Genomic DNA, 20,895 nt, shown 5'->3' on the forward strand with positions numbered 1-20,895 from the left:
GGTGGCCGTGCACTCGTCACTCTATCTGCGCCGTGAGTGGGCCGCATGCCCGCACCTGCGGGCATGCCATGATCGGCCCATGCCCCAGGACGACGCCGGTATGCCGCCGTGCCCCACCCGGCGCCGCGTGCTCACCCTGGGGCTCGGCACAGTGGCGGCAGCCTCGCTGGCGGCCTGCGGCATCCAGCTGGAGGACGACGCCCCCAGGGTGCCGCTCATCCCCACTCGGGCACCCATACCCAGCGAGGCGTTCCTGCTGGCGCTGTGGCGACACAGCGAGGACCTCGCCACCCGGGCCAGGTCCCTGGGCGGACCGGCGACCGGTGTCCCCGCACGGCTGGCCGCGCTGCACCGCAGCCAGGTGTCGGTGCTGGAGACGGAGCTGCTGAGGCTGGGGGTCCCCCGCAAGGTGCTGGACAGCGCCACACCCAGCCCATCGGCAACCGCAACGGCAACCGCGACGGCGACAGCGACAGCGACGGCGTCCACCGGCTCGGGAAGCTCCACCGGCTCGGCGAGCCCGAGCACGGCCCCTCCAGTCCAGGGCCCCAAGGGACTGGGGGCCGAGGAGGCCAGCGACCTCGGGCCTTCGGCGATCGCCTCGCTCGCGAGAGTGCCCTCACCGGCCATCCCCTTGGTCGGAAGTGTGCTCGCCCAGCGCGCCGCCGCGGCCACCCTCTTGGGCGCGCCCGCGACGTGGCCCGAGACCAGCTGGTCGGCACCCTCCCTGGCGGCCTCCTACCTCGAAAGCACCCGCGCCGCCGTGTACGCCTTCGAGGTCGTCGCCGCCCAGTCCCCCAGCGGCGCCCAGCACACCTTGGCGCTGGCCACGCTCGCTGCCCTGGAGTCGCGCGCGCAGGACCAGGAGTCGCTGGCCGGGGCGTCCGCCGGCCCTCCTGCCCTGGGCTATCCGCTGCCCTTCCCCGTGACGACGGCCGCGACGGCGCGCAGGCTGGCCGTGCAGGTGCTCACCGAGCTGCGGGCGTCCGTCGCGAGGGACCTGGGGTCGACCGCTGGCGACCTCGGGCCCCTCGGCGCCCTCGTCCAGTGGCTGGCCGACACCGAGGTCCTCGCGTCGCAGTGGGGTGTCCGGCTGTCGGCCTTCCCCGGGCTCACGTGACGCGTCCCGAGGACGTCGCACCGCTGGTTCCCGAACGCTTCCGTGCCTTCGTCCACCGCTTCTCGGAGCAGGACGGGGCGGTCGGCGGCCCGTCCGGCGCCGACTGGTCCGCGCGGCTGCCACGGCTGCTCGCGGAGGTCCTCGACGACTGGCGGCTGGAACCGCTGGGGGTGGGCGCCACCGGATGGACTGCCGTCGTCGTACCGGTGAGCCGCGACGGCGAGCGGCTGGCCCTCAAGCTGGTCTGGCCGCACGTGGAGTCGCGCGACGAGCCGCTCGTGCTGCGGCACTGGGACGGCCACGGCGCCGTGCGACTGGTGGCCGCTGACCCGGGCAGGAGCGCCCTCCTGCTCGAGGCGCTCGACCCGACCCGCGACCTGCGCTCCGTGGACGTGGACACGGCCTGCCGCGCCACCGGAGAGCTGCTCCGCCAGCTGCACGTGCCGGCCCCGGCGGGGTTGCGCCGCCTGTCGACCTTCGCCCGCGAGCAGCTGTCGCGGCTGGAGTCCGCGGAGGGGGCCCTCCCCCGCCGCATGCTCGAGCGGACAGCGTCGCTCGTGCGCGACCTCACCGCGGACGAGGCCTGCGACGCGACGCTCGTCCACACCGACCTGCACTACGAGAACGTGCTCGCCAGCCTCCCCGGCTCGGGTCGCCCGGACTGGCTGGCCATCGACCCGCACGCCATGGCCGGGCACCCCGGCTTCGAGATCCAGCCGCTCCTGCGCAACCGCACCGACGAGCTCGGCACCGGGTCGACCTTCCGCTACCTGGTGCGGCGCCGACTCGAGATCTGTTGCGAGGCAGCCGGAATCGACGAGGACGAGGCCCTCGCGTGGACCTACGTCCACACGGCGATGGAGGCAGGGTGGGCGGCCGGGGACGGCGATCGTGACGCGGTGTCCTTCAACGTCGCCCTGCTCAAGGCCCTCGACGGCTGAGCCTGTTCACCCCGCTGACACCCAGCGGTACTCCACCTCGGGACGTCCGGCACCGGCATACCTCTGGGTGCGCACCGTGAGGCGGTTGTCGCAGAGGTGCTCGGCGTAGCGACGGGCGGTCACCCGGCTCACGCCGACGGCCTCACCGAGCTCGGTCGCGGACAGGCCCGAGCCGGTGTCGCGCAGCGCCCGCGTGACGCGCGCCAGTAGCTCCTCGCTCATTCCCTTGGGGAGCGCCGTGGGGGTGCTGGTGCGCACACCGGCGAAGACCTCGTCGACCTCCGCCTGGGTGGACAGGTGCTGGGTGTCGCCGAGCTGGGTCCGGTAGGCGCGGTAGGCCTCGAGGCGGTCCCGCAGGGTCGCGAAGACGAAGGGCTTGAGGAGGTACTGCACGACTCCCAGGGACACGGCCGCACGGACCACGTCGAGGTCGCGGGCCGACGTCACGGCGATGACGTCGGCGTGGTGGCCACCCGCGCGCATCGCGCGGATGACGTCGAGGCCGTGCCGGTCGGGCAGGTTCATGTCGAGCAGCACCACGTCGACCGGCGTGGACTGGAGGGCCCGCAGCGCCTCGTGACTGGTGGCGGCCCGTGCCGCCACGACGAAGCCGGGCACGCGCCCGACGTAGGCCGCGTGGGCTTCCAGCGCCACCGGCTCGTCCTCGACGACGAGGACCTTGAGGACGGCGGGCTCGGCTGGGCTGGAAGTCGGGTCGTCGTCAGGCACGGGGCCTCGCCTCCAGCGGCAGCCGCACGGTGAACCGGGCACCCGGCGGCCCCGACACCTCCAACAACCCGTCGAGGCGCGCCACCGACTGCGCCACGAGGGCCAGCCCGATGCCGCGGCGACCCGCCCCTCCCTGCGCCTTGGTGGAGAAGCCGCGTCGGAACGCCTCGTCGACGGCGTCGGGCGGCAGCCCCGGACCGGAGTCAGCGACGCTCAGCACGATCTGGCCACCCTCGATCCGCGAGCGCACCTCGACGCGACGTTCGCCCGAGTCCGAGGTGACGGCGTCGAAGGCGTTGTCGATGAGGTTGCCCACGATGGTCACGACGTCACGCACCGGCGCGACGTCCTGCGGCCAGACCGCGTCGTTCGCGATCCGGAAGTCGATGCCGCGCTCCGCAGCCTGCGCGGCCTTGCCCAGGAGCAGAGCGGTGAGGGCCGGCTCGCCCACCGAACCCACCACGCTGTCGGTGAGGCGCTGCGAGACCTGCAGCTCGTCGGTGGCGAAGGCCAGCGCGCGCTCCGGGTGACCGAGCTCGATGAGCGACACGATGGCGTGCAGCCGGTTGGCCGACTCGTGCGCCTGCGAGCGCAGCGCCTCGGTGAGGCCGCGGGCCGAGTCGAGCTCGCCGGTGAGGTGCTCGAGGTCGGTGCGATCGCGCACCGTGGCGACGAACCCCAGCGCGCGGCCGTCCCACAGGGCGCGTGCCTTGTTGAGGACGAGCACCCGGGCCGAGGTGACGTGCAGCTCGTCCTCGCGGGGCTCGCCGTCGGTCAGCGCAGCAAGGAGCGGAGCGGACAGCCCCAGCTCGGCGACGGGGCGGCCGCGCGCGTCATCGGGCAACCCCAGCAGCCGGACCGCCTCGTCATTGGCGAGCCGGAGCCGTCCGTCCAGGTCGGTCAGCAGGAGCCCCTCGGTCACCGCGTGCAGGACGGCGTCGTAGTACTCGACCATCTCGCGCAGCTGCCGCTCGCCCAGACCGTGGGTCTGGCGACGGATCCGACGGCTGACCAGCGCGGTGCCGACGCCGGACAGCAGGGCCGCGGCCAGTCCGGCGAGCAGCAGCGCCGGTAGCTGGCCGCGGAGCCGCTCGCTCACCGCTGCCTTGCGGATGCCCACCGCCACCAGCCCGACGACAGACCCGTCGTCGTCCCGGACGGGCACCACGACCCTGCGGGAGGGGCCGAGCGTGCCGGTGTAGTCCTCGACCACGGTGCCACCTGCGCGGGCCGCCGCGATGTGACCGAGGAACTGGCCACCGATCTGCCTGGGGTCGGGGTGGGTGTAGCGGACGCCGCCGGGACTCATCACCACGACGAAGTCGGTCCTCGTCTCCGTCCGGACGTCCTCGGCGAACGCCTGCAGCTCCGGGCCGGGCGCACCGGCGCGCACCCCCGCCACGACGGAGGGGGTGCTGGCCACCGTCTCGGCGACGGCGGTCGCCCGCGCGGTCGCCTCCTGCGTGCCGGCCCGCTGCGCCTGCGCGTAGGCCGCCAGGGTCCCCACCCCGACCACGAGCAGCGCGACGAGCACCTGCAGCGCGAAGGTCTGCGCCGCCACGCTCCATCGCGCGGGTGCGGTGAGCCACCGAGGTGCGCTCACCGGCATACCGGGAACTCAAAGAACACAAACGTGACCCTAGTCACTGGTGGGGCCACCCTCATCCTTGTTCACCGCTCCCGGGCACCGCCCGGGACCCGATCCCCTGGAGACCACCGTGAGCACCAGCGCCGACAGCGTCGTCGAACGCCCCGTACCGAAGCGGGACCGCACGCACTACCTCTACATCGCCGTCATCGTGGCGATGGTCCTCGGCATCATCGTCGGGTTCGTCAACCCCGAGTTCGGGGTCAAGCTCAAGTGGCTGGGCACCGGCTTCGTGAGTCTCATCAAGATGATGATCACGCCGGTCATCTTCTGCACCATCGTGCTGGGCATCGGCTCGGTCCGGAAGGCCACGCAGGTCGGCAAGGTGGGTGGGCTGGCCCTGGGCTACTTCGTCACGATGTCGACGTTCGCCCTCGGGATCGGCCTGCTGGTCGGCAACATCGTCAAGCCCGGCGCCGGCCTGCATCTCACCGACGAGCTGGCCGCCAGTGGCCAGAAGGCGGTGGGCGAGGCCCACACGACGACCACCGACTTCATCCTCGGGCTCATCCCCGACACCGTCGTCTCGTCGCTCACCTCGGGCTCGGTGCTGCAGGCCCTGCTGGTGGCGCTGCTCGTGGGCTTCGCGCTGCAGAAGATGGGCCGCGCGGGCGAGCCGATCCTGGTCGGCGTCAAGCACCTCGAGCGCCTCGTCTTCCGCCTGATGGCGATGATCATGTATGTCGCGCCGATCGGTGCGTTCGGAGCGATGGCCGCCGTCGTGGGCGCCACCGGCGTCGACGCCCTGAAGAGCCTGGCCCAGGTGATGGTCGCGTTCTACATCACCTGCGCGCTGTTCGTGTTCGTCGTCCTCGGGACACTGCTCAAGCTGGCGACCGGGGTCAACGTCTTCGCCCTGCTGCGCTACCTCGCCCGCGAGTTCCTCCTCATCCTGTCGACCTCGTCGTCCGAGTCGGCCCTGCCGCGCCTCATCGCCAAGATGGAGCACGCGGGTGTGTCGCGGCCGGTCGTCGGGATCACCGTGCCGACGGGCTACTCGTTCAACCTGGACGGGACCGCGATCTACCTGACGATGGCGTCGTTGTTCATCGCCGACGCCATGGACAAGCCGTTCTCCATCGGTCAGCAGATCTCGTTGCTGGTGTTCATGATCATCGCCTCCAAGGGTGCTGCGGGCGTGACCGGAGCGGGTCTGGCCACCCTGGCCGGCGGCCTGCAGTCGCACCGCCCCGACCTGGTCGACGGCGTCGGTTTCATCGTCGGCATCGACCGGATGATGAGCGAGGCGCGCGCGCTGACCAACTTCGCCGGCAACTCGATCGCGACGGTCCTGATCGGTCACTGGGTGGGCGAGCTCGACCGGCCACGCCTCGACGCGGTGCTCGCCGGTGACCTGCCGTTCGACGAGTCGACGCTGATCGACGACCACGAGCCTGAGCGGGACCGTCAGGTCGACAACGAGACCGACCGCCGACCCGACCTCGTCGGCGACTCGGGCACAGCCACCCGCCACTGACGAGCTCGGCGGGCGCCACTTCTGGCCGCTGCTGTCGGGTGCCGGGTTCCTTGAAGGCCCTGCACCCGGCACCGGTGGCCAGAAGTGCTCGGCGGTCAGGCCGGCGGGTCGGTTCCGGACGCGGCGACGGCGATGAGCTCGTTGAAGCCGGCGCGGATGCCGTCGGCGATGACCTCGACGTCGGGGAAGCTGTCGAAGTCCGCGGTGATCCCGAAGCTGAAGGTGTCGAGGTAGGAGAAGATCCCGGTGGCCACCCGCACCCCGGCGAAGACCGGCACGTAGGGGTGCGACTCGATCAGCCGGTGACCGAGGAGATACAGCGGGACCCGCGGACCCGGGACGTTGGTCGTGCCCGTCTGCGTGAGCTTGTTGGGCACGCGAGACATCGATCGCGCGCCGAGTGCGAGCAGCGTGGGTGCGGCGTAGTCGGCCAGCCCGACGATGGCGGCCGCGTCCACCGCCCCCATCCCCCGCTTGTTGCGATCCATCTGCTCGCGGATCGAGGCCAGCCGCCTGACCGGGTCGTCCTCGGCGACGGGGAGGTCGACGACGACGCTCGTGACCTGGTTGTTCACCTGTCCACGACCTGACGCCTGACGCGTCGAGACGGGCACGAGCGACCGCACCACCATGTCGGGGACGAGCTCGCCCCTGCCCATCACGAGGTCGCGGTGGCCGCGGGTCACCGCCGCGAGGATGACGTCGTTGACGGTGCCGCCCAGGGCGGTGCGAATGGTCTTGACCTCCGCCATGGTGGCCTCGGTCCAGACCCAGCGCCGGTTGGGGCCGAGCGGGCCGTTCATGCTCTGGGGAGTCGGTTGTCCGCGCCCGGGGATCATCTGTGCAATCTGTTGCGGGACAAGCTCTTTGACCGCCACGCCGACGCCCGCCAGGGCCAGGGGCACCTTGCCGAGGTCGGACAGGCTGGGGACCCCGATGGCCTGGAACGGTTCCTGCACGAAGTCGCGCAGGGACCCCGCCGTGAGCGCGAGCGTGGACGGGGACGAGGCGGGCGACCAGTCGGGGGGCTCCCGGCGCTCCGGCTCGGGTTCGAGGTCGAAGATCACCTGCATGAGGTCGGTGCTGCCCTCACCGTCGATCATGCAGTGGTGCGCCTTGGAGATCAGGGCCCACCGGTCGTCAGCAAGGCCCTCGACCAACCACGCCTCCCACACCGGTTTGGTCATGTCGAGGCGCTGCGCGAAGACGCGACCGGCCAGGTTGCGCAGCTGCTCCGGGCCTCCGGGTTGGGGCAGCGACGTGTGCCGCACGTGGTAGAGCAGCTGGAAGTGCGGGTCGTCGACCCAGACCGGCCGGCCGACCTGGAAAGGCACCGTCCTGATCACCTGCCGGTAGCGCGGGACCAGGTCCATCTTGGCGGCGAGCAGTCGGACGAGGTCACCGTAGGCCGGCGCTGGACCCTCCATGACGGACACCCCGCCGACATGCATCGGGGTGTTCTCGCCCTCCATGTAGTAGAACATCGCGTCCATCGCGCTCATCCGGTCCACGGACGACTCCTCAGGCTGGGGTGACGGTGATGGGTATGCCGTTGAGGGCGGCAGTTCCCGTGGGAGCGTCGACGAACAGGTCGTCGGCGAGGACGTTGCTGTTGACGCCGGCGTGCAGGCTCGCCACGGCCGTCCGGGCTCCCAGGGTGGTGTGCCCCCAGCCGTGCGGGATGCTGACGACGCCCGGACGCACCGCATCGGTGACCTGCACCGGCACGGTGATCGAGCCGGCCCGTGAGCGCACGACGGCGTCGCCGCCGTCGCGCAGCCCGATCCGTGCCGCGTCGTCGGGGTGCACGTGCGCTGTGCAGGTGTTGGTCCCACGCACCAGTGGCGTCAGGTTGTGCATCCACGAGTTGTTGGAGCTGAGCTGACGCCGCCCGATGAGGACCAGTCCCTCCGTCGGGGCGGTCTCCAGCACCGCGACCAGGCGCGGCACGTCGTCGGTGATGGCGGTCGGGGTCAGCTCGATGGTGCCGCTGGCGGTGCGCAGGACCTCGGGCATCCGGGACATGAGGGGACCCAGGTCGAGTCCGTGCGGTGCGGCCTCGAGATCGGCCAGCGTGAGGTCGTAGGGACCTGCGCGCAGCATCAGGTCGAGCAGCCGGGCAGGCCCCCGCCGGGGAGCGCTGACAGCCGGGTCGAGCTGGTAGCGGGCAGCCGTCTGGGCGGCCAAGAGGTCGTCGAGTCCCTCGATGTCGGCCTGGGGTCCCTGCCCGGCGGCGATGCCGACCAGCCGCAGCAGGGTCTGCCACTCCTGGGGCAGATCGGTCGCCATGGCCGCCGGACTCCAGTTCGCCATGTTGCGCACCGACAGCTGGGTGAAGGTCAGGTCGAAATGGTCCCGGGCAAGCGGCGACGGTCCCGGCAGGATGACGTCGGCGTGCTCGCTCGTCTCGTTGACATACACGTCGAGGGACACCATGAAGTCGAGGGTCTGCACCGCCTCGCGCAGCCGGTCGGCGTTGGGCGTGCTCAGGCAGGGGTTGCCTCCGACGACCACCAGGGCACGCACCTGCCCCGGTCCCGGTGTGAGGATCTCCTCCGCCAGGGTGGCGACCGGCAGCTCCCCCATCACCTCAGGCAGGCCCCGGACGCGGCTGCTCCAGCGAGCGTGTCGCCAGACCTTGGTCGGCGGACTGCCTTTGGCCGCAACGCTGTTCGCCTGTCCGGCTGGGGCGAGTGGGAACATCGCCCCACCAGGTCGGTCGAGGTTGCCCGTGATGACGTTGAGCACGTCGACGAGCCAGCTGGCCAGGGTGCCGAACGCCTGAGTCGTCGTCCCGATCCGGCCGTAGACGGCGGCGCTCTCGGCGGCAGCGAGCTCTCGAGCCATCCGCTCGATCTCGGCGGCGGCGATGCCGGTGTGGCCGGCGACGGCCTCGGGGGTGAACGGGGCAGCGAGTCCCGCCAGGGCATCGAGCCCGGTCACGTGGTCGGCGAGGTGGCCCAGGTCGGCCAGGCCCTCGCGGAGGATCACGTTGACCAGCCCGAAGAGGAGAAGGGCGTCGGCGCCCGGCCTGATGGCGTGGTGCTCGTCAGCCGCCTCGGCCGTGCGGGTCCGTCGCGGGTCGACGACGACGACCTTGCCGTCGCGGTCCCGGATCGCCTTGAGGCGCCCGCGGGCGTCGGGCACGGTCATCAGCGAACCGTTCGACACCAACGGGTTGGCCCCGAGCAGGAGCAGGTGATGGGTGCGGTCGAGGTCTGGCACGGGGATGCTCATGGGATCGCCGAACAGGTAGCCGGACGAGTAGTGCTTCGGCAGCTGGTCCACGCTGCCGGCGGTGAAGATGTTGTGCGTGCCGACGGCGCGATAGAACGCACGGCCGTAGAGCGTCACGCCGAGGTTGTGCGACGAGGGGTTGCCCAGGTAGAACGCGACCGCGTCACGGCCATGCTCCGCGATGATCGGCACCAGCCGTCGGTCGATCTCCTCGAAGGCCTCGTCCCAGGTCGCCTCCTGCCACTGCCCGTCGCGCTTGACCAGGGGACGGCGCAGCCGGTCGGGGTCCTCGTGGAGTGCCTTGAGCGAGGCGCCCTTGGGGCAGATGAAGCCGTGTGAGAAGGCGTCCTCGTCGTCGCCGCGCACGGAGGCGACCGTCTCACCGTCCAGGGTCACGGCCAGCCCGCAGGTCGCCTCGCACAACGGACAGGTCAGGTATGCCGTGCTCATGGGCCCGGGGTGAAACCGTGGTCTCCCAGCCAGGTCACCAATCGCTCCCTGACCGCGTCGGGCACCTCGAGCTGCGGGGTGTGACCGGCACCGGGCAGGAACATCGTCTCCCAGGACGGGTTGTCGGCAGCCGCCGCCCGCGCAGCCGCGATGGGGACCAGCCGGTCCAGCTCTCCGTGCACCAGCAGGACTGGCTTGTCGATGCTGCGCATCAGCGACCGGTAGCGGCGCGGGTTGGCCAGCACCTTCATGAGGGACCGCGCCGCCCCGAGGAACGCGGCCTCCTGGCCCGGCACGGTGCGGCGGTGCCCCCCGAGGACCACTCCGGCGTCGACGACTGCAGGGTCGGCGCGGGTCGGGTCGGCGAAGCAGAGGTTGACGACGCTCTGGACCCGTTGGCGGTCACTGGTCCGCCGGGTCATCAGCTCCAGGTATCGCTCACCGAGGAACGGCGTGGCGTAGAGGAGGAAGGTGGCGCTGACGGCCAGGTCGGGGCGTTGGCGCGGGACCGGGATGGAGGGGTCGATGAGGACGAGCCCCTCGACCAGCTCAGGATGGGCGGCTGCCATCAGCAGCGACACCATCCCGCCCATGGAGTTGCCGACGAGGACCACGGGAGCACCCACGACCTCCCTGACGAACCGCGCCAGCAGGTCGGCGTTCGCCTGCACCGAGGTGGACCGGTGGGTGCCAGGCGTGAGCCCGAAGCCCGCCTGGTCCACGGCATACACGTGGTGCCTTTGGGCCAGATGAGGCGCGACCCCGACCCAGTTGAGGTGCGAGCCGCCGAGCCCGTGGACCATGACGATCGGCACTCCGGCCGTGGCGTCTCCGGGCTGGTCCGGGCCGCCGTAGTCCACCCAGTGCACCGGACCGCCGAGGTCACTGACCCACCCGGTCCCGCCCCATGGCTGGGCGAGCTGGAGGCTGGCCGGCCGTGATGCCGTCTGTGCTGTCACCTGTTGCTCACCGTCCGCACCGCCTCACGTCGGGAGCTTGCAGGGGCGCCTCGCGAGGTGAAAGAAATGGGTTCCTGACGCACGACCGACCCTAGGCGTCGACCTCACCTCGGGCAAGGACCCCATGACCGAACTGCGCACCGACCGGCTGATGCTGCGGCACTGGCGGCCCGAGGACCGAGCACCCTTCGCGGATCTGAACGACGACCCCGAGGTGATGGCGCACTTCCCGTCGCATCAGACGCGGGAGCAGAGCGACGCCATGGCCGACCGGATCGGGACCTTCCTCGACGAGCGAGGCTGGGGGCTGTGGGCCGTCGAGGTGGCAGAGTCCGGGGAGTTCGCTGGGTTCACCGGCCTGGCCATCCCGCGCTTCGACGCGGCCTTCATGCCCGCCGTAGAGATCGGGTGGCGGCTGGCCAGGGGTGCGTGGGGGCGCGGGATCGCGTCCGAGGCCGCGCGGGCCTCGATGCACCACGGGTTCAGCGTGCTGGGCCTCGACGAGATCGTCGCGATGATCGTCCCCGGCAACGTGCGGTCGCAGGCCGTGGCGACGCGGCTCGGGATGGTCCGAGACGAGAGCGCCGACTTCGACCATCCACTGATTCCAGAGGGCAGCCCCCTTCGGCGCCACTGGCTCTATCGGATCACCGCCAGCACGTGGCGCGCCGGTCAGACGACCTGACACTCAGCCGGGACCTTTGGCGTCGGTCAGCGCCTCGCGCAGCCGTGCGACGAGCTCGAGGCCCTGCCGGGCCCGGACCTGCGCGTCGTCGGTGTCCTCGGTGCCGTCGGCCTCACTCAGCAGGTCCTCCAGGGTGCGCCCGAGCCGGCTCGCCTCAGCGAAGCCGAAGGTGCCTGCCGAACCCACCAGGGAGTGTGCGGCCCGACGCGCGGTCAGCCGCGCGTCGTCTGCCAGGCCACCGTCGCCGAGGCGGTGCAGGGCGTCCGCGATGACCTCCACCCGAGCAAGGTTGGTGACCCTGGCGCGGTCACGAAAGGCTGCCATCGCCGGCAGCGCTGCCTCCGGATCGATCGGCAGACCGGTTGGCATCAGGACCAGCCGAGGATCTCGGACAGCTCCGCCGCGAGCAGCATGGGGTCGAAGGGCTTGCGGAGCACCCCGTTCACGGGCAGGGCCGCCAGGGCGGCGCGTTCGGCGGCCAGCACACTCGCGGTGAGCAGCACGATGGGTATGCCGGCGGTGGCGGGATCGGCCCGCAGGGCCATCACCGCGGTGGGCCCGTCCATGCGCGGCATCATCACGTCCATGACGATCGCGTCGGGCTGCTCGCTGCGAGCGCGGTCCAGCGCCTGCTGGCCGTCGGCTGCCGTGACGACACTCCAGCCGCCGACCAGTTCCAGGCTCATCTGGGCCACCTCGAGGATGAGCTCGTCGTCATCCACGACGAGCACCCGGCGGGCAACGCTCTCCTGCGAACCGGCGTTCGCGGCCGCGTTCACCTGCAGGAATGGTGGAATCGGAGTTTTGCGACCATTTGGCCAGTGTGCAGCACCGTCACCCCCTGCGCACACTCGACCGGCCGGCGGGCGCAACGCGCGCGTGGCCCGAACCGCTGGCGCAGGGCCCGATAGAGGGCACACTGTGCACATGCGGACAACTGGGCACCTGCGGATAACAGTGCACATGCGGACAAAGCAGCCCGCGAGCGACCAGCGCACTCGATGAGCGACACCGGGGGTGTGGCCGTAGCGGGATCGACAGGGGTGGGGGCCCGACGGGTCCTCGTCGTCGACGACGACGAGCTCATCCTCGAGGTGGCACAGATGTGTCTGGAAGCGGTGGGAGGTTGGCAGGTGACCACCGCCAGCAGCGGCCAGGAAGGGCTGGACCGGGCGGTCGCGGAGCGGCCCGACGCCATCGTCATGGACGTGATGATGCCCGGCATGGATGGCCCCGCGACCGCCCTTGCGCTGCACGAGAACCCGGTGACGGCCGGCATCCCCATCGTCCTGCTCACGGCGAAGGCCCAGGGCAAGGGGCAGACGGACCTGTCGACCCTGCCGGTGGTCGGCGTCCTGGGCAAGCCGTTCGACCCGATGCTCCTGCCCGCCACGCTGGCCTCGATGCTGGGCTGGTCGTGACGGCCTCCCCCACCGACGCGCAGCGAGCTCCCGGGTGGCTGCGCCGGCTCCGGTCGGGCGACCCGCTCGGTGGCCTGCCGTTGGGCCGCGCCCTGCTCGTGGCTGCGGTCGTGGCGGTCATCCTCCCGCTGTCGGTGGTCACCACTGCCCTGACCGGCTTCGCCGATGTGGAGCGCGCCCACGCCAAGGCCACCGCCCTGTTCACGGCCCAGCAGTTCCAGCAGGACGCCAACCTCATGTACGCCACCCTGCACGGCGACGTGCTGGAGTCGCTCGAGGCCTTCGAGGGCAACAACGAGAGCGGCGCCGAGCTGTCGGCCCGGACCCGGACCCACGTCGCCCGCCTCGAGGCCGACCTGCAGAAGCTGAGCTCCTCGACGCTGCCCCCCTCGGTGGCCCCGGGAGTCCGGGCCCTCGAGACGACGCTGAGGGCCTACGGCGCCGACGCGGTCAGGCTGACCGACCTCGCCACGCAGTCGCCGAGCCAGGCTCGCGAGCAGCACGAGGCCTTCGACCAGGCGTTCGACGACCTGGGCGAGCCGCAGGCCACGTTGACGACCGCGTTGGCTCGTGAGGCCGGCGTGGCCAACCAGGCGGCCGACCGTCGGCAGGAGGCGGCGATCCGCTGGACGGCCATCGTCGCGGCCGCCACCGTGGGCGCGATGTTGCTGCTCGCGTTCGCGCTGTACCGCCTCGGTGTCGGGAACGAGGCCCTGCTGCGCCGCGTGGAGGAGAACGCCCAACAGCTCACCTTCAGCAACGACGAGCTCCAGGACGCCCAACAGCTCGCCCACATCGGCAGCTGGCAGTGGGACCTCGCGAGCGGGCAGACCCAGTGGAGCGCCGAGTTCTACCGCATCCTCGGCCTGGACCCCGACACCCAGGGCAACCACCAGGACCTGTTCACCGCCCGCGTCCACCCCGACGATGCGGCCGACGTCGTGCGAGCCCAGGACGAGGCAGCCACCTCCCCCGGCGACGTCCACTCCGAGTACCGCATCGTGCGCCCCGACGGCACTGTCCGCGACGTCCGCGCCATGGGACGGGCGGTGCGCGACGACTCGGGCAGCATCGTGCGCCTCGTCGGGACGGTGCAGGACATCACCGAGCAGCGCGTCGTCCAGCGGATGAAGGACGAGTTCGTCGGGGTCATCAGCCACGAGCTGCGCACTCCCCTGACGTCCATCCGCGGCGCGCTCGGCCTGATGGCCGGAGGTGCAGTCGGCACCCTGCCGCCCAAGGCGCAGCGGATGGCCGACGTGGCCCTGAACAGCTGCCAGCGCCTGGTCCGCCTGGTCAACGACATCCTCGACGTGGAGAAGCTTTCCGCCGGAAAGCTCGAGCTGGACGTGGAGCTGCTGTCCGTGGACGAGCTGGTGAGCGCGGCCCTCGAGGAGATGCGGGCGATGGCGCAGCAGGCGGGCGTGACGCTCAGCGCGAACCACACCGACGCTCTCGTGCTCGCCGACCGCGACCGGATTGCCCAGACGCTGGCGAACCTGCTCAGCAACGCGGTGAAGTTCTCCCCCCAGGGTGGGGTGGTGACGGTCTACGCGGGGCCTGCGTCGCCCGAAGCCGGTGGTGACGACATGGTCCTGTTCACCGTGACCGACCAGGGCCCCGGCATCCCGGCCGACAAGCTCGAGACCATCTTCGACCGGTTCGCCCAGGTGGACGCCTCGGACACCCGCGCCAAGACCGGCACCGGTCTCGGCCTCCCCATCTGCCGCGGCATCGTCGAGCAGCACGGCGGCCGGATCTGGGCGACCAGCACACCGGGGTCGGGCAGCACCCTGACGTTCATGCTGCGGGCCGCCCCGGCTCAGGTGGAGGACGTACAGGCGGGACCGAGGCCGGTCGGCGCCGTCCTGATCTGCGACGACGACCCGGACATCGTCGAGGTCCTGGCCGCCATGCTCGAAGCCCACGGCTACTCCACCCTGACCGCCCACACCGGGCAGCAGGCCCTGGAGCTCGCCGCCGGCCAGGCACCCAGCCTGATCCTGATGGACCTGCGCATGCCGGGGATGTCGGGCTGGGAGACCATCGCCGCCCTCGGCGCGCACCCGGCAACCACGCACATCCCGATCGTCATCCTCAGCGCGCTGGCTCCGGACGACTACGCCGTCCCCAGTGCATCCTCCTGGCTGACCAAACCCGTCGACCAGGGCGCCCTGATGAGCTCCCTGCGCAAGGCCCTGGGGACCGACGCCACCACGAGCGTCCTCGTCATCGAGGACGACGAGGACCTGGGCGAGGTCCTCAAGGGCTTCTTCACCGACCACGGAGTCCACGCGCGCGTGGCCCACACCGGGATGCAGGCCCTGGCCATGAGCCGTGAGGTGGCACCCGACCTGCTCGTCCTCGACCTGGGGCTGCCTGACATCGACGGGTATGCCGTCGTCAACGCGTTGCGTCGCGACGAACGGCTGCGCTCGCTACCGATGGTCGTCTACACCGGCAGGGAGCTCGACGAGAACGACCGGCGCCGGCTGCGCCTGGGCGAGACCCGGTTCGTGACCAAGGCAGGAGAGTCCCCGGCGGACTTCGAACGGCAGGTCATCGGACTCCTTCGGAACATCACCTCACCCACCTCTGCCTGACGCCGCCAGCCGATGAGGGAGAGTGGGACGCATGCCGAACCGTCTGGCCGACTCGACCTCCCCGTACCTGTTGCAGCACAAGGACAATCCCGTCGACTGGCAGGAATGGGGTCCACAGGCGTTCGCCGAGGCCCGGCAGCGCGACGTCCCCGTCCTCCTCTCGGTGGGGTATGCCGCGTGCCACTGGTGCCACGTCATGGCTCACGAGTCGTTCGAGGACGAGGACGTCGCGCGGGTGCTCAACGCGGACTTCGTCGCGGTGAAGGTGGACCGCGAGGAACGTCCCGACATCGACGCGGTCTACATGGCGGCCACGACTGCCCTGACCGGGCACGGTGGGTGGCCGATGACGTGTGTCCTCACGCCCGACGGCGACCCGTTCTTCGCCGGCACCTACTTCCCCAAGGGCCAGTTCCTGCAGCTGCTCGCGGGGGTCACCGACGCCTGGACCACCCAGCGCGACCGCGTCCTCGACAGCGGCGCCCACATCGCCTCTCGACTGCGCGAGCTGTCGGCCCCGGTCACGGAGCAGGTCCTTGACGAGGAGGCGCTCGAGGCGGCAGCCGTGCAGCTTCGTGGCCAGTTCGACCACGGCGCAGCGGGATTCGGCGGTGCACCGAAGTTCCCACCGTCGATGGTGCTCGAGTTCCTGCTGCGCCACCACGCCCGGACCGGGTCCGCCGATGCCCTGGCCATGGCGGCCAGCACCTGCGAGGCGATGGCGCGCGGTGGCATCTACGACCAGCTCGCCGGCGGGTTCGCCCGCTACTCCGTCGACGCGCGCTGGGTGGTGCCGCACTTCGAGAAGATGCTCTACGACAACGCCCAGCTCCTGCGCGTCTACACGCACCTGCACCGACTCACCGACGACCCGCTGGCTCGCCGGGTCGCCCTCGAGACGGCCGAGTTCCTCCTGCGCGACCTGCGCACCGACGAAGGTGGTTTCGCCTCAGCCCTCGACGCGGATACCGACGGTGTCGAGGGCCTGACCTACGCGTGGACACCCGCGCAGCTGGCGGAGGTCCTCGGTGACGACGAGGGCGCCCGCGCGGCCACCCTGCTCACCGTCACCAGCGCCGGCACGTTCGAACACGGGTCGTCCACGCTCCAGCGGCCGGCGGACCCCGACGATGCGGCGTGGTGGGCCGCAGCGCGACAGCGGTTGTTCGAGGCACGCCAAGCCCGCCCTCAGCCCGGCCGCGACGACAAGGTCGTCACCTCGTGGAACGGTCTGGCCATCGCCGGGCTCGCTGACGCGGGTGTGGTCCTGGGACGGCCCGACCTCGTCGAGGCTGCCACCGCGTGCGCTGAGTTCGTCGTCTCGACCCACCTCGTGGACGGCCGCCTCCGCCGGACCTCGCGGGCTGGGGTGGCCGGAACCGCCACCGGTGTCGCCGACGACTACGGCAACCTCGCCGAGGGGCTGCTCGCCCTGCACCAGGCCACCGGTGACGCGAAATGGCTTGCAGCAGCGCGAGATCTGCTCACCACCGCGGTCGAGCGGTTCGCCGCGGACGATGGCGGGTTCCACGACACGAGCGACGACGCCGAGGCGCTGTTCAGCCGCCCGCGCAGCGCCGCCGACAACGCCGAGCCCTCGGGGCAGTCGGCCCTGGCCGGTGCCCTCCTCACCTGCTCGGCCCTCACCGGGGACTCCGCGATGCGCGAGCGCGCAGAATCAGCCCTCGCCGCAGCGGGACAGCTGGCCGTGCGCGACCCGCGGTTCGCCGGATGGACGCTGTCAGCGGCCGAGGCCTCCGCGATGGGCCCCTTGCAGGTTGCCGTCGTCGGCACGGGCGCCGATGCCGACGCGCTGGTCGAGGCAGCGCGCCGCTCGGCCTCGCCCGGCCTGGTCGTCGTGCACGGGGAGCCGGACGCTCCCGGCCACCCACTGCTCGCCCAACGGCCCCTCGTGGGCGGCGGCGCCGCGGCATACGTGTGCCGTGGTTTTGTGTGCGACGCCCCGGTGACGGAGGTCGCGGCGCTCACCGCGGCGCTGGCTCGCTGACCAGGTCGGCGAGCCGGGCCTCGTCCCAGTCGGGCGCCATGCCCGGCCGCGCGAGCAGGTAGTCCGTGAGCTCGTCGTCCGAGAGGTCATGGGCCTCGCGGAGACCGGCCGCGACCGTCCGCAGATAGGCGGGCGTGGGCGAGTTGGGTTGCACCGCAGTCGGATCCGGCGTCGTGAAGGTGAGGACCGGCGCTCCCTCGAGCTCGCCGACGAGGTGGAGTGTCTCGTAGCGACCCGGTCCGACCTCGTGCCGTGCGTGCTCGAGCACGTGCGAGAGGTCGAGGTCGGTGCCCGGCGCGCGAAGCATCTCCTGGGCCGCGACGTCGGCGAACTGCTGCTCGGTCACCAGGTAGGCCCGCGCCAACGTCGTGCCGGCGGCGTCCGCGTCGTAGAAGGCGATCCCGCCACCCCACGTGGGCGACTCCCAGCCAAAGACCAGCTCGCCGGGCAACGTGAGCGCGCGGTCGTCCTCCGGTGGACTCTGGTTGCGGGCACCCGGATAGGTGCGGCTCGCCCCCTCGGGCCGACCGCCGCCCAGGTAGCACTGGAAGCGGTCGCGGGAGAGGTTGCTGCCGTAGCTCGCGTACCAGACCTGCACACGACCACCATGCCACGCGCACCCTGTGGGACACCCAGCACCGAGCGTTCAGAGCAGCAGGGACCGGTATGCCGGGTCGGCACCTTCCAGCGCCCGCTCCCCTGTCAACGGGTCCACGAACAGGGCAGTCGCCCAGACGTCCGCCCACAGGAGGCTGGGTCCCCAGACTGTCGCCGAACCCGCGCGGGCGATGGCTGCGCTGTTCCGTGGGTCCACGACGTGGGCTCCCCTGGCCGCCGCGCCGGACGTGGCCAAACCCCCACTGCGCAGCGGAATCGTCGCCGCGACGACACCGGGCTCTCGCGGGTCCTCCACACCGACGCGCCAGGTGCTCGGCGAGGTCGCACGACCGGCGCCGGCCAGCAGGTCTCCGCCCGCGTTGACGCACCAGGAGACTCCCGGCACGTGCCGCAGGTGCATCGCCGCCCGCTCGACGGCCCAGCCCTTGACCAGGCCGGTCGGGTCGTAGCCGGCGGCTGCGTAGGAGGGGCTGAACAGCCCTGTCGTCCGCCGCTGCGCCTCGGCACACAGCTGCTCGACCTCGGCCAGCCACGGGTGCGCCTGGGCCGGCGAGAGGTCGCCGCGCCCCACCCGCATCAGGTCGCTGTCCTCGCGCCAGGTGCTGAGCACCGAGTCGACCCGACGCAGGACGGCAAAGGTCTGCTCGACGGCGGTCGCGACCTGGGGACCTTCCAACCTCCCTGGCGCCTCGGCGCGGAGGTGGATCGAGACCGGCATACCCATGACCTGCTCGACAAAGGCCCTGCGCGGGGGCGCGGTGACCACGGTCACAGGTTGGCCTTGTCGATCGCGGACTGCAGTGACGAGAGGTAGCCCTCGGACGTCACCGTCGCCCCGGAGACCATGTCGATGTCGGCGCTCTGCTGCTGCACGGTCTCCTGGCTGAGGACCGGCAGGGCCGCGGAGTTGATCTGGACGTCCTCGTGGTTGCCGTCGGGGTAGACGATCGCCTCGGAGGCGGTGATCTTGCCGTCCTGCACGGTGATCCGGACCTGAACCGGGCCCCACCGGGTCTGCACCGAGTCGCCGGTGTAGGTCTTCGCCGCGGAGGTGCTCGAGCCCGAGGTCGTACCCGAGCCGGTCGTCCCCGAGTCAGTCGTGGCTGAGCTGCTGCTCGACGAGTCGTCGGACGACGTGCCTGCAGCCGCCGGCGCCTGGGCCGAGGTACCGGCGGCCAGCGATGTGCCGGAGCCTGCGGTCGAGGTGTGGTAGCTGAAGAGCAGCACGAGGGTGGTCAGGGTGGACAGCGCCCACAGGGTGATTCGTCGCATGGAGGCTCCTAGTACTCGAACCGCTCGAGGTGGATGTTGGTGGCGGGGACCCCGCAGTCGAGCGCCGCCCGCCGGGCGGCGTCCATCCAGGCGGGCGACCCGCAGAGGAAGACGTCGCGCTCGGCGACGTCCGGCACGAGCTGGGCGAGGGCGGCCGCGTCGGTCAGATGGGCGGCTGCGGCCGGCAGCCAGGTGTCGCGCCCCGGCACGCGGTGGCCCTCGACGGTGACGTACCGCGCGCCTCGGTCGGTGGCGATCCGGAAGAGCTCCTCACCGAGGACGAACTGCTCACGCGTGCTGGCCCGGTGGATCACGACGACCTCGCCGGGGTCCTGGTCGAGTCCCTCGAGCAGCGCCCGGATGGGGGTGATCCCGATCCCGGCCCCCATGAGCAGCACCTTGCGGCGGGTGCGGACGCCGGGGTGGAGCCGGCCGTACGGCCCCTCGACGAGGACCCGTGTCCCCGGCCGCAAACCGGCCAGACGCTGCGTACCGTCTCCGACGTGGGCCGCAGTGACCCGCAGGTGTCGCCCGTCGGGGGCCGCCGACAGGGAGTAGGGGTTGGCCCGGGTCCAGCCGGGACCGTCGACGAACCGCCACTGGAAGAACTGGCCCGCAGCGGGTCGCAACCTGGCCACGCCGGGGCCACCGACGACGACCGACGTCACGCCCGGCGCTTCCTCGTGCACCGCGACGACCCGCAGCGGCGCCCCCAGGGAGCGCACCAGGGGCAGGCCCAACCGGAAGACGAGCACGGTCGCCGCGCACACGGCATACAGACCCCACCAGAAGACGGTCGATGCCGTCGAGGCGAGGAACTCCTGACCGGTCCACAGCTGGTGGGGAAGGGCGAGCCCGGCCCCGAGGTAGCCGTAGAGGTGGATGAGGTGCCAGGACTCGTAGCGCAGCCGGCGCCTGGCCTTGCGCACCGAGGTGACGACGACCAGGCAGAGGGCGACGGTGCCGGCCAGCGCCAGCAACATCCCGGGGTAGTTGACGACGAAGTCGACGATGGTGCCCCACAACCCCAGGGGCGAGGCCGCGGCATACCCGAGCGTGATGAGCACGATGTGTGCCCACAGCAGGTTGAACGACGTGAACCCGACGAGCCGGTGGGTGCGGGCGAGCTCGTCCTGACCCCAGGCCTGTTCGAACCACGGCACCCGCGCCATCAGGAAGACCTGGACGAGCAGCAGGGCCGAGGCGACCAGGCCGGTGAGCCGCCCCAGGCTGGTCAGCGCCCCTGCGAGCGACCCGAGGTCCTGGATGCCACCGTGCTGGATCCACAACGCGGTCACCCACAGCTGCACCAGCCAGAACGCGCTGACGGACGCGTCCCGCCACCAGCGCGGCACCCGCCGGACCTCGCGCGCACCGGCTCGCCGTGCATCGTTTCGGTATGCCGCGAAGGCGGGGTCCGGAGCGGAGGTCGCCGCGGTGGGCGGCAGGTCGATGGTGGTCACATCCAGCACTGTGGATCGCCAGTCTGGGTGTTTGCTGTGCCCCAGCCATGACCGGTTCGTGAGTCCCCTCCCCCTGCCCAACCCTGGGTCTTTGAAGGATCTGCCACGTCAGGGCGCGTGTCGAGTCCGGGGACATCTGGGACACCTGATGTCTTGGGACATGTGAGACACGGCTGCTGACCGCCTCGTGGGGCACCAGGTGCGCTATGGCTGGTGTCATGGCGAGATCGGCGGCTCGGATGAAGATGCTCGATGCGGCGTTGC

The 20,895-nt window shown here is 71.5% G+C and carries 18 protein-coding genes; 7 read left to right on the forward strand and 11 right to left on the reverse strand.

Annotated elements, in window-relative coordinates; translation table 11 throughout:
* Positions 1–79 precede the first annotated feature (79 nt).
* Together AC1DYG_RS17235 and AC1DYG_RS17240 are read left to right on the forward strand one after the other, a co-directional pair.
* The gene (locus tag AC1DYG_RS17235; protein ID WP_477641098.1) at positions 80–1,120 is read left to right on the forward strand and encodes a DUF4439 domain-containing protein; all 1,041 of its coding nucleotides are present in this window, start codon (positions 80–82) and stop codon (positions 1,118–1,120) included.
* Positions 1,117–2,061, forward strand: a complete 945-nt coding sequence (locus AC1DYG_RS17240; RefSeq protein WP_477641099.1) for an aminoglycoside phosphotransferase family protein — start codon at positions 1,117–1,119, stop codon at positions 2,059–2,061. The genes AC1DYG_RS17235 and AC1DYG_RS17240 overlap by 4 nt, the downstream gene beginning before the upstream one ends.
* Before the next feature lie 6 nt (positions 2,062–2,067).
* Here AC1DYG_RS17240 and AC1DYG_RS17245 read toward each other — a convergent pair whose 3' ends face one another.
* Positions 2,068–2,790: a response regulator gene (locus tag AC1DYG_RS17245; RefSeq protein WP_477641100.1), complete on the reverse strand. Its 723-nt coding sequence runs from the start codon at positions 2,788–2,790 to the stop codon at positions 2,068–2,070.
* Entirely contained in the window at positions 2,783–4,399 is a 1,617-nt protein-coding gene (locus AC1DYG_RS17250; RefSeq protein WP_477641101.1) for a sensor histidine kinase, read from the reverse strand. Before AC1DYG_RS17250 ends, AC1DYG_RS17245 begins: the two co-directional genes overlap by 8 nt.
* 109 nt (positions 4,400–4,508) lie before the next feature.
* On the opposite strand from AC1DYG_RS17250, the gene AC1DYG_RS17255 reads away from it, so the two are divergent.
* Entirely contained in the window at positions 4,509–5,915 is a 1,407-nt protein-coding gene (locus AC1DYG_RS17255) for a cation:dicarboxylate symporter family transporter (RefSeq protein WP_477641102.1), read from the forward strand.
* 95 nt (positions 5,916–6,010) lie between these two features.
* Here the strand turns inward: AC1DYG_RS17255 and AC1DYG_RS17260 are convergent, their stop codons facing one another.
* Genes AC1DYG_RS17260 through AC1DYG_RS17270 form a run of 3 tightly spaced genes read right to left on the reverse strand, consistent with a single transcriptional unit; the run spans position 6,011 to position 10,561 of the window.
* Entirely contained in the window at positions 6,011–7,417 is a 1,407-nt protein-coding gene (locus tag AC1DYG_RS17260; RefSeq protein WP_477641115.1) for a WS/DGAT/MGAT family O-acyltransferase, read from the reverse strand.
* 19 nt (positions 7,418–7,436) lie between these two features.
* Positions 7,437–9,602 (reverse strand): molybdopterin-dependent oxidoreductase, encoded by a 2,166-nt coding sequence (locus AC1DYG_RS17265; protein WP_477641103.1) that lies wholly within the window; start codon positions 9,600–9,602, stop codon positions 7,437–7,439.
* Positions 9,599–10,561, reverse strand: coding sequence for an alpha/beta fold hydrolase (locus AC1DYG_RS17270; RefSeq protein WP_477641104.1), 963 nt, complete (start codon positions 10,559–10,561; stop codon positions 9,599–9,601). The genes AC1DYG_RS17265 and AC1DYG_RS17270 overlap by 4 nt, the downstream gene beginning before the upstream one ends.
* Before the next feature lie 124 nt (positions 10,562–10,685).
* Here AC1DYG_RS17270 and AC1DYG_RS17275 point away from each other — a divergent pair, with 124 nt between their 5' ends.
* The gene (locus tag AC1DYG_RS17275; protein WP_477641105.1) at positions 10,686–11,246 is read left to right on the forward strand and encodes a GNAT family N-acetyltransferase; all 561 of its coding nucleotides are present in this window, start codon (positions 10,686–10,688) and stop codon (positions 11,244–11,246) included.
* Positions 11,247–11,249: 3 nt separating this feature from the next.
* Here AC1DYG_RS17275 and AC1DYG_RS17280 read toward each other — a convergent pair whose 3' ends face one another.
* Together AC1DYG_RS17280 and AC1DYG_RS17285 are read right to left on the reverse strand one after the other, a co-directional pair.
* Positions 11,250–11,615, reverse strand: coding sequence for an Hpt domain-containing protein (locus tag AC1DYG_RS17280; protein ID WP_477641106.1), 366 nt, complete (start codon positions 11,613–11,615; stop codon positions 11,250–11,252).
* A complete protein-coding gene (locus AC1DYG_RS17285) occupies positions 11,615–12,025 on the reverse strand; it encodes a response regulator (RefSeq protein WP_477641107.1) in 411 nt (136 codons plus the stop codon). The genes AC1DYG_RS17280 and AC1DYG_RS17285 overlap by 1 nt, the downstream gene beginning before the upstream one ends.
* A 222-nt stretch (positions 12,026–12,247) precedes the next feature.
* On the opposite strand from AC1DYG_RS17285, the gene AC1DYG_RS17290 reads away from it, so the two are divergent.
* The 3 genes from AC1DYG_RS17290 to AC1DYG_RS17300 are packed head-to-tail and all read left to right on the forward strand — an operon-like array spanning position 12,248 to position 17,278.
* Positions 12,248–12,667, forward strand: coding sequence for a response regulator (locus AC1DYG_RS17290; protein WP_477641108.1), 420 nt, complete (start codon positions 12,248–12,250; stop codon positions 12,665–12,667).
* Positions 12,664–15,270 (forward strand): response regulator, encoded by a 2,607-nt coding sequence (locus tag AC1DYG_RS17295; protein ID WP_477641109.1) that lies wholly within the window; start codon positions 12,664–12,666, stop codon positions 15,268–15,270. Before AC1DYG_RS17290 ends, AC1DYG_RS17295 begins: the two co-directional genes overlap by 4 nt.
* A 31-nt stretch (positions 15,271–15,301) precedes the next feature.
* A complete protein-coding gene (locus tag AC1DYG_RS17300) occupies positions 15,302–17,278 on the forward strand; it encodes a thioredoxin domain-containing protein (protein ID WP_477641110.1) in 1,977 nt (658 codons plus the stop codon).
* On the opposite strand, the gene AC1DYG_RS17305 is transcribed toward AC1DYG_RS17300, so the two are convergent.
* The 4 genes from AC1DYG_RS17305 to AC1DYG_RS17320 are packed head-to-tail and all read right to left on the reverse strand — an operon-like array spanning position 17,256 to position 20,631.
* On the reverse strand, positions 17,256–17,876 hold the full coding sequence (locus AC1DYG_RS17305) for a histone deacetylase (protein ID WP_477641111.1): 621 nt from the start codon (positions 17,874–17,876) through the stop codon (positions 17,256–17,258). The two genes, AC1DYG_RS17300 and AC1DYG_RS17305, sit on opposite strands and share 23 nt — an antisense overlap.
* A gap of 48 nt (positions 17,877–17,924) precedes the next feature.
* Positions 17,925–18,662 (reverse strand): FAD:protein FMN transferase, encoded by a 738-nt coding sequence (locus tag AC1DYG_RS17310; RefSeq protein WP_477641112.1) that lies wholly within the window; start codon positions 18,660–18,662, stop codon positions 17,925–17,927.
* A 2-nt stretch (positions 18,663–18,664) separates the two neighbouring features.
* The gene (locus AC1DYG_RS17315) at positions 18,665–19,168 is read right to left on the reverse strand and encodes an FMN-binding protein (protein WP_477641113.1); all 504 of its coding nucleotides are present in this window, start codon (positions 19,166–19,168) and stop codon (positions 18,665–18,667) included.
* An 8-nt stretch (positions 19,169–19,176) separates the two neighbouring features.
* Positions 19,177–20,631: a ferredoxin reductase family protein gene (locus tag AC1DYG_RS17320; RefSeq protein WP_477641114.1), complete on the reverse strand. Its 1,455-nt coding sequence runs from the start codon at positions 20,629–20,631 to the stop codon at positions 19,177–19,179.
* Positions 20,632–20,895 lie beyond the last annotated feature (264 nt).

Source organism: Pedococcus sp. P1_H8 (assembly GCF_056405175.1).

Excerpts from the sequence above, each read along its gene's own strand:
- AC1DYG_RS17235 (WP_477641098.1), top strand. The coding sequence starts at position 80 with ATGCCCCAGGACGACGCCGGTATGCCGCCGTGCCCCACCCGGCGCCGC.
- AC1DYG_RS17250 (WP_477641101.1), bottom strand. The coding sequence starts at position 4,399 with ATGCCGGTGAGCGCACCTCGGTGGCTCACCGCACCCGCGCGATGGAGC.
- AC1DYG_RS17260 (WP_477641115.1), bottom strand. The coding sequence starts at position 7,417 with ATGAGCGCGATGGACGCGATGTTCTACTACATGGAGGGCGAGAACACC.
- AC1DYG_RS17265 (WP_477641103.1), bottom strand. The coding sequence starts at position 9,602 with ATGAGCACGGCATACCTGACCTGTCCGTTGTGCGAGGCGACCTGCGGG.
- AC1DYG_RS17275 (WP_477641105.1), top strand. The coding sequence starts at position 10,686 with ATGACCGAACTGCGCACCGACCGGCTGATGCTGCGGCACTGGCGGCCC.
- AC1DYG_RS17280 (WP_477641106.1), bottom strand. The coding sequence starts at position 11,615 with ATGCCAACCGGTCTGCCGATCGATCCGGAGGCAGCGCTGCCGGCGATG.
- AC1DYG_RS17290 (WP_477641108.1), top strand. The coding sequence starts at position 12,248 with ATGAGCGACACCGGGGGTGTGGCCGTAGCGGGATCGACAGGGGTGGGG.
- AC1DYG_RS17300 (WP_477641110.1), top strand. The coding sequence starts at position 15,302 with ATGCCGAACCGTCTGGCCGACTCGACCTCCCCGTACCTGTTGCAGCAC.
- AC1DYG_RS17315 (WP_477641113.1), bottom strand. The coding sequence starts at position 19,168 with ATGCGACGAATCACCCTGTGGGCGCTGTCCACCCTGACCACCCTCGTG.